6 protein-coding genes and 1 pseudogene are annotated in these 7,993 nt (G+C 63.4%); 2 read left to right on the top strand and 5 right to left on the bottom strand.

What is annotated here, in order from left to right:
• Window positions 1–27 precede the first annotated feature (27 nt).
• Window positions 28–3,270: a cell wall-binding repeat-containing protein gene (locus tag NBG84_RS41310; RefSeq protein WP_308312165.1), complete on the bottom strand. Its 3,243-nt coding sequence runs from the start codon at window positions 3,268–3,270 to the stop codon at window positions 28–30.
• A 580-nt stretch (window positions 3,271–3,850) separates the two neighbouring features.
• Between NBG84_RS41310 and NBG84_RS39630 the strand changes: the two genes are divergently transcribed.
• Together NBG84_RS39630 and NBG84_RS39625 are read left to right on the top strand one after the other, a co-directional pair.
• Entirely contained in the window at window positions 3,851–4,225 is a 375-nt protein-coding gene (locus tag NBG84_RS39630) for a hypothetical protein (protein WP_250924594.1), read from the top strand.
• Window positions 4,226–4,878: 653 nt separating this feature from the next.
• Window positions 4,879–5,118 carry a hypothetical protein gene (locus NBG84_RS39625; protein WP_250924593.1) on the top strand — a complete coding sequence of 80 codons (240 nt, stop codon included), beginning with the start codon at window positions 4,879–4,881 and terminating at the stop codon, window positions 5,116–5,118.
• Between the two features lie 276 nt (window positions 5,119–5,394).
• Here the strand turns inward: NBG84_RS39625 and NBG84_RS39620 are convergent, their stop codons facing one another.
• The 4 genes and pseudogenes from NBG84_RS39620 to NBG84_RS39605 all read right to left on the bottom strand — a co-directional run.
• Window positions 5,395–5,652, bottom strand: coding sequence for a hypothetical protein (locus tag NBG84_RS39620; RefSeq protein ID WP_250924592.1), 258 nt, complete (start codon window positions 5,650–5,652; stop codon window positions 5,395–5,397).
• Window positions 5,624–5,974 (bottom strand): PqqD family protein, encoded by a 351-nt coding sequence (locus NBG84_RS39615; protein WP_250924591.1) that lies wholly within the window; start codon window positions 5,972–5,974, stop codon window positions 5,624–5,626. The genes NBG84_RS39620 and NBG84_RS39615 overlap by 29 nt, the downstream gene beginning before the upstream one ends.
• A 28-nt stretch (window positions 5,975–6,002) precedes the next feature.
• On the bottom strand, window positions 6,003–7,202 hold the full coding sequence (locus NBG84_RS39610; RefSeq protein WP_250924605.1) for an aKG-HExxH-type peptide beta-hydroxylase: 1,200 nt from the start codon (window positions 7,200–7,202) through the stop codon (window positions 6,003–6,005).
• A 406-nt stretch (window positions 7,203–7,608) separates the two neighbouring features.
• Window positions 7,609–7,890: pseudogene (locus NBG84_RS39605) on the bottom strand (transposase); the annotation flags it as partial.
• Between the last annotated feature and the right edge of the window lie 103 nt (window positions 7,891–7,993).

Below are 7,993 nucleotides of genomic sequence, written 5' to 3'. Positions count from 1 at the left end.
AGTGGTTGGCGACTGGTGCGTGTGGTGTTAATACCACAGGTAGTTGAGCGTTCCGTCGCTGACGGTTTGCAGGCACCAGCCCGGGAGGATGGATTCTGCCTCGGACTGCGACATGCCGACGTCCTTGCCGTACTGGCCGAAGAAGCGTCCCCAGGAGTTGTTGTGGTAGTCCATGCGGTGGTGCCGTTCGGCGAGTGCGTCGCTCATGCCTTGAGGCTTGGGGCCTTTCTCGTGGCGATCGCCAAACCCCTTGGCGGTCTTCGCCCCCATTCTGTAGGCCATGAGGGCGTTCCAGGTGCAGTGCCGGTAGGCGTCGGCTTTGCCGCCGTTGGTCCTGCTTCCGGGCCAGAATCCGGTGGTAGCAACCTCGCGCAGCGCAAGGTTCTTGGCGAGAACGGACTTGTCGTAGGCGATGGCGCAGATACGCCATCGGCTGGGCCACTTGCAGTACTCTCCCTCGGCGTCGTTCATGCCGCCGCCGTAGCTGAAGGGTTGGACTGCCGGCAGTCCGTTCCAGTCCGGTTCGATGGCCATGTGCTGGATGTCAGCAGGCGTGGCGGGCCCTTCCCCCGGTGGGACGATCTCGCCACTGATGAACTTCTCGGTGGCGGCGGTCCGTGCCGCACCGGCGACGGTGTTCGAGATCGCGGTGGTTCCGCCGATCACGGTGACGTTCCTGGTGGTGGCGCTGTGCTCTTCGGAGAACCAACTGCCGCCCTGGTCGAACACCGTCGGCGAGTTCAGCAGCAGGGGCATTTCGACCGTCGCGGCGTACGCACCGGCGCTGATGGCGTCGCTGTAGCTGCTCGTGGTCGTGAGGGCCACGCGCGCCGGGTTGGGCATGTACTTGTCGCCGACCATGGCGCTGGTCTCGATGTCATCGCGGCCCGCGACGTCGCCGAAGGTGCTGGCGTAGGCGTTGGCCGCGCCCTTGCCCACGACGGTCCTGCTGACCGTGCTGGGCAGCCCGTTCAGCCAGGTCTCGGCCGAGGTCGGCAGGGAAGCGTCGTTGCTGAGGATCACTGCGCCGTCGGCTGAGGCGACGGCGCTAGCCGCAGTGAGGGCTTCCTTCCAGTTGTTCGCGGTGACGACCGCGACGTGCTGGGGGTTGACGACGCCGTCGCGTGCGATCGCCAGCGAGGTCTCCTGCGCGTTGGCACCGGAGTAGCGCACGGTGGTATAGCCGAGGGCCTCGATGGCCTGCGCGACAGTGGCGGTGATGGTGCCGCCGGAGAGGTAGACGGTCTTCCCGGCCGGCAGCATGCGTTGCAGCTCGGCACTGACCTTCGGGTCGAGCGCGGCCTTGTCGGTGATGAGCAGCGGTCCGCTCTTGGACTTGGCCAGCGGGATAGCGGAGGCGCCGTCCTTGTAGCTGTCGGCGGGTGCGATCACGGCGGCGTTCGCGGCATTGCCAGTGGCAGCGGTGCTGCCCTTCCAGTGGGCCTGCGAGATCTTCACTGACGTGTCGATCGTGGTGCTCCCACCGATTCGCGTCAGGCTGGCGGCGGTCGCGGTGTTCACCGTGAACGACGTCCAGGCGGACCAGCCGAGGTTGTAGTGGGTGCCGTCGTACGGAGAGGTGCGGAACTCGTACGTCCTGCCCTCCTGTAGGAGCCCCGAAGGCACCGTCACCTGAGCCGGCACCTGGGGCGCGGTCCAAGGGGAGACAAGGTAGTCACCGACCGTGGCGCCAGTGACCTTGTCACGGACTTCGAATGTGCCGTTGACCTGGTCACCGTCCGCGTCGCCGAAGGTCGCTCGAAGCACGGGAGTGGTCGTGCTGACGATCCACACCCCGTCGGTGGCCGAGAACGGCGGGCCGGCCTGCTGGTTGGTGGCCGTCTCCGGACGGAAGTTGTAGGTCACCGACAGTTTGGGCTGGTTCGCTGCGTTGTTCGCGGAGTTCACCCGCTTCCACGCCCGCGCGTCGGAGGTAGCCGTTCGCAGGCCCATGTGGCCTGTGGATACCTGTCCGGACGCCCAGAACTGGGCAAGGTCGGTGACGTTGGCCTTGATCCAGCCATCCGTGCCGCAGGAGGGATGGCCCTTGGTCTCGGTGGAGGTGGCGTACTGGGTGTTCCAGGCGGGCTGGCTGGTCCATCGCGACGACGTGGAGGCGGCGCCGGTGGACCACACTGTCCAGGCTTGGTCCGTGCAATCGGTGTTGCCGGAGTGGAAGTTGTACAGCTGGAGAGTGGCACTGGAGACGAGCGCGTCTTTGATCGGCGTGGTGTTCCAGTGGATGAATGAACGCGCCGCGCGGGTCGTGCCGTCGGGGTTCGTGGTGCCGGGGTCACCGAAGTCCAGTTCGGTGTCAGTGGACCAGTCGACCGTCTCGCCCCGCTGCACGTAGGTGTCGAATGTGTTCGACAACGCGGAGGTAGACGGATCGACGGTCACCGGGTACTTGGTCTTCTCATCTGCCAGGAAGGCGGCGTCCGGGGTGACCACGAGGTCGATCTGTCCATTGCCCTGGTCAATGACCTCCATGTCCACGGTCACCCGGCGGGTGTGCTTTCCGGAGCGGGCATCGACACTGGCGTCCCACATCACCGGCGTGGGCATGACGGCCCGCTTCTTGCCTGCCGCATCGGTGAACAGGACCGAGCCGTCAGCCTGCTCCTTGGCCTGTAGACCAGTCGCCTTGACCGGCAACGTGTAGGAGTAGTCCTTGGCTGCGGGCTTGGAGCCGATCTCGACGAACTGCTCGAAACCGGTTCGCGTGGCCTCAACGATCACATCAGCGCCCGGCACCGCATCGGGGTAGCGAGCGACAGTGCCGTCCAGTTGAGGTTCGGGCAGCCCGCCCTTCCACTGGAGCGTGACTTGACTGTCGCCGGTTCCAAGAGTCACGAGGTCGCGTGGCGCTGCTTGGGCGGCCGCAGACAGCGAGCGCGGGACGTTGCCACCCGCCCCCGCCAACACCAGGCCAGTGGGGTGGTTCTTGGCAACCACCCGGCCGTCCTGCTCGTGCAGGGTCACATCCACTGGGCGCCATACGCCGTCGCGCTTGATGCGCTCCGGCCCTGGCGTAAGCTCCGTGGTGAAGCTGCCGTTCGGATTAGCGAGGGTACGAGAGGTTTCAGTACGTTCTGAGATCAGCTCGACCGGCTTGCCCGTCGCGCGTGCCTTGACGCGCGCTTTCGGTACCTCACCTGGGTTGGTGTCGGCCTTCAGCTTCGCCTTCACCACCCCGGTGGACGGCCTCGGTTTGTCCGCTGTCAGCGGCTGTGCGGAGACACTCGCCGATCCCAGCCCCTGCGCAGCCATCACCAGGGCGGCTCCCAGAGCAAATCGCGATAGTGCGCGTTGTCTTCGTATGTGCGGCAACGTCCACGTTCCCTTCACCCGCTTCGATCACGAAGCGATTTCACAACAAATCCCGATGCTCGGGCGCGAGAAGACCACCAGTCAGGAAATCACCGCGCAAGAGCACATGTCTCTCCTTAGTTACCGAAACCGACAATCACCACGCCCCTGGCCTTGCACGTGATCGAATCGCAACGTTGCCTCGCCTCTGCGAAAGGGAAGCGTGCCACTGGCCCAGTCCCGCCGACCCCATCGGCGGAGTCCGGACTTCTTGCACGCCTAGGGTGGGGTGCGTGGGAGCTGGCGCTTGCGGTGTTGGCCGTAAGGGCTAAGGGGAAGCTGGGGTCATGGCAAGTCCCCGGCTGGTGGTCCATCCGCCATCCGCCCGATGAGTGCGAGGCGCGTAGGGCGGGGCGGTGTTCAGCCGACTGCACTGTGGGAGTCGCAGCCCCGCCATCTGATCGGGTGACGACCCGGGATTCGGGCCCGGGCAGAGGCAACACTGAGGGGCTGCCGCCACCAAGCAGGGAGGAACCCCTCGATGAGTGAGTCGCGTCCGCAGTCCGGCGAAGAACCAGGACCCACACGATCGCCGCATCAACTCGGTGAGGACGAAGGGCCGCAGAGCATCGGCGAGTTGAAGGCCGCTCTTGCCCTGTGGCCGCAGCACTTGATGGCGTTCACCGCGGAATTGGAAGCCGCTCCGTTCGCTGAGGTGCTGAGCGTCGTGACCGCCCACCGGGTCCGCTGGATGATGCTCACCCATCCCGAGATCCAGGCCGCCATCGCCGAATCCGAGGGCGGGACCTCCGACACCATCCCGTCCGAGACCGTGTGGGCCGACTACGACCCCGTCACCTTCGAACCCCTCCATCCGACCGGCCAGCCCGGTACCGCTGAGGGGCGGGAGGCATGACCTACCGCGTCGTCTACAGCGCCAAAGCCAAACGCGGCATGGCCGGCCTCACCCCCGAGCGCCGCACCGCGGTCCACGCCGCTGGACGCGGCCCCCTCGCCCAACACCCCCTCCAGCCGGCACCGAACTCCAAGGCAAAGGCCCCGAAGCACTCCGGCTCCTGGAACTCCGCCAAGCCGGAGTCCCCATCGCGTACCGGATCTACACCGACCGCGTCGAAGTCGAACTCGTCTGGCTCCTCGGCTGGCCCTGAACACATCGTGCGCACTGCCCGCCAGACTCCCCGCAAGGTTCCGGGCCCCTCCCGGACGAGACGGCCCCGGGAGCCCAGTACCGCCAACGGCTCCCCAACCGATACGGTGCACCCACACAACGCACCAACCCGCAGTCGCACCAAACACAACTAAATGAAAACCCTCATAACCGCTAGCAAAAGCCCAGGTCAACAAGTGTCGGCCCCGCGCAGCGGGGATGTTCCTCCGCCACGTTCCGTGGCGGCGAGCACAAGATTCGAGGAATGGGCGGCGGGATGAACGAGGTTGACGAGCCGACGTGGCGTGCTCACGTCAGTGACCAGCTGGTAGAGATTTCCGCGACGATAGACGCGGTCCGCGCTGCCCTCACCTCCGACCCGGAGCGCCTGGCGGAGTTCGATGCGCAACTCGGGACCACGCCGGCTCTGGAGTTGCCCGCTTTCGTGGGCGGCGTACGCGTTGCCGCGGCAGGCGTGGGACGAGATCGACGCGTCGATCGAGCGGCAGCGTGCGGGAGACTTCACCGGCTGCACCCCGATGGCGGACCTAGACGACGCCAGCGCGGGCTTCGGCGGGGCCGGTGGACGGCACCATCCGCAGGGACACCGGGCACCCGGGCCAGATACGGGCCACTTCTGACGGCGTCAGGTACCGGCCAGGGTGCCGATCAGCTTGTGGGCCGCCGCCCTTGGTCAGCCGCTTCGAAGCGGGGAGGTCGGAAGGGGCGACAGGCCACGTCGCAGCCCGGCCATCCGCGCACCGGGAACAGGCTCCACATCCAGATCGGCCGCCAACCGAAGTTGACGGCCGATCACGGAAGGCCGCGAGGCTAACGCGCGAAGTTCAGCATCGGGCGGACCCAGGCGTACTGTCTGCTGGGCCGCACGTCTCGTGCGGGCGCCTCACCGATCACCTTCACTTGGCACTTCGCGGAGGTTTGTCGGTGTAGCGTCGTCCCTCAGAGGGCGCCAGAGTGTTGACCTGACGCACCTCGGTGGTCAGGGTCTCCACTACCTCTTCTTGCGGCAGGGATGTCTCTGGGTCCAGAGACCGGTTGACGGACCGCTGCTTCGCTTGTTGCTGTTGTTGTTGTTGCTGCTGCTGAGTATCTGCACGGAGCGCCTGGTCGCCGAATGCCCCCAGGTCAGTGATCTCCGGTTGGTCGTTGCTCATAGGCCCTTCCTTTGCTCTGGCTGTGGGTACTCACCGAGCGATTGGTGCCAATGAGGTCCCGTTCGGCAAGTCCGGAAAGAAACGAAATCAACCTCTCCGTTTCGATAGCGGGAAATGCATTTGCAATGACGGAAAATGTTAGGCTCTGCCGCAAAAAATGCCAGATCTCAGCACCGCTTGCGTTGAGTCTGTAGCTTTTGTTGCGCAGGGCGTCATAAAGAACAACCTCGCCGTCAACGTTTAGTCCTTTTACGCCTAGACCTTGTTGCACCACCGTTCCGGGCTGAAATGCTGCACGCCCGCCCTCGATTGTCTCCGACATGCCATTCCCTTCCGATAGCTGGAGTTTATTACTTCGACATTACCGCTCGCGCTGCAGTGCAGATATTTTCGGTGAAAAGCTGACCGTGCTGCGTAAAGTTCCCAATTGATTGAATCTGCAAAATTGCCGATTCGAGTCCGTCTGTGATCTCTCTTAGTCGATCCAGCGCTTTCTCGCGACAGGGGGGGCGCAGCAAAGCAACTCGCTGATAGTAGTGAGCGAGGAGAATGTAAATGTAGAAGGCATGATAGAAGCCGTAGAAGTCACGCTCGGCGCCAGACCACGGCAGTTCGAACTCGGTGTTATCGTCATTGAGGAATAGGGGGTCGAGCTCCATAATCCAATAGAGGACTTGATGCCCGAATTCGTGAACGAGCGATTCTTCCAAATCGAGCAGCGTCGCGTCATCAGATGAGAGGAAGACGACACCGCTGTAGCGGGCAGCAGATGCACTGCGGAAGGTGCCGTCCGGAACATGGATCAATGTATGCACGAAGCGTGGAAACATTGATCCTAGTTCAGGCCATGTTGTGGCGACCTGTTCAAGGGCAATCTCGGCAACTTCGGTGAAGAAATCCAGCGGGTACACCCGAGACGCTGTAGCGCGCTGCTCGTCGCCGATGTCCTCTGGGTTTGCTGGGAAATCGAATGTCGGCGGCGCAACTGCGGTGATGAGCGGGTCAACATGGTATCGACGTACTTGTACCGAACCGGCCACAATATAATGCTTTGAGTCTTCCCCGCTTAGGCATCGATCGCGAACCTCTGCAAACTGCTCAAACTGCCGTACCGCCCCCTTCGATGCGAGCCCCTCTGTTTGGAGAATTCGCACCGTTTGCTGCAGCCAGATGATCATGGCTGGATGGGTCATCAGCCTCCGCCGGGTCGCGAGATCTGTGGAGAAAATCTGCCGCATCTCGTACGCAGATTTGCTCGATTCCTTGCATGAAGACTCTGAGCGCAAGGTGAGATCGGCGAGCGTGCTTTGCCTAAGCCCGATCACCTCGTTCTGAAGGGAAGGCCATTTTGCCGGAGAGTCCAGGGGATAGTATGTGGCTCCGCCCCTAAGATGGTCCAGAAGCATTACAGAATTTTGCACCGAAATACTCCCTGAATGCGTTGAGAGTGGAAGGGGGGCGAGGTAGGAATTCTCTATGCGTTTTGCGCGCGCCTTCGACCATTCGGCGAACCTCCCGGCCACGTTATCAAGAGACCCCAGGCTCTGCATCTTGGACACGCGCTTCCCACACGACTGGGTGAACTACCCCGTGGGGAGTTGAGATCCTCTTTAATGGCGACCCAAGTCTCGAGCGAAGTCACAGCCCGGCGACCTCGGCCACGGTCGTCACAGATGGTCATTCTCATAAATGACCATTATCTTGAGGCTTTGAATCACTGTCTTCCACGTAGGTGACGGGTCTTCCGTGCCCGGAGGACCTGCCAGATGGATGTGGTTATCTGCCGCCGTCCATCACGTAGATCCCCGGAAGAAGCATGCTGGTTCACCGTGTCCTGTCGCCGATCACGCGGCTTGAGCCGTGGACGGTACTGGGCGATGACGATGTCGCCGTCCTAGTGTGATGCGCCAGAAATCCTGATGGTTGGTTCTGCTCTGTTTGCTGGCTGGTGGTCCCGACCTTGGTGAGGTAGTCGGCCAGGGAGTTGAGGATCTCGTCGGCAGTCTTGGTCCAGGTGAAGGGCCGTGGGTTCTCGTTCCAAGTGTTGATCCACGCGGTGATGTCGGCCTCCAGGGCCTTCACGGACTTGTGGACGCCGCGGCGGATGAGTTTGTCGGTCAGCAGGCCGAACCACCGCTCGACCTGGTTCATCCAGGAGGAGCCGGTGGGGGTGAAGTGGACGTGGAAGCGGGGGTGCTTGCCGAGCCAGGTCCTGATCTCGGTGGTGTTGTGGGTGGCGCCACCGGTCCACGGTCGACCTGTCGATGCCAAGGTCGTCCGCAGTCTGCTGGTTCGTCCCGCCCTCCGCGCAGCGCAGCACGATCTTGGCCCGCAACGCGAG

It is taken from the genome of Streptomyces albipurpureus, assembly GCF_023701525.1.
Classification (GTDB): Bacteria; Actinomycetota; Actinomycetes; order Streptomycetales; family Streptomycetaceae; genus Streptomyces; species Streptomyces albipurpureus.
This window is presented reverse-complemented; position numbering and strand designations above follow the sequence as displayed.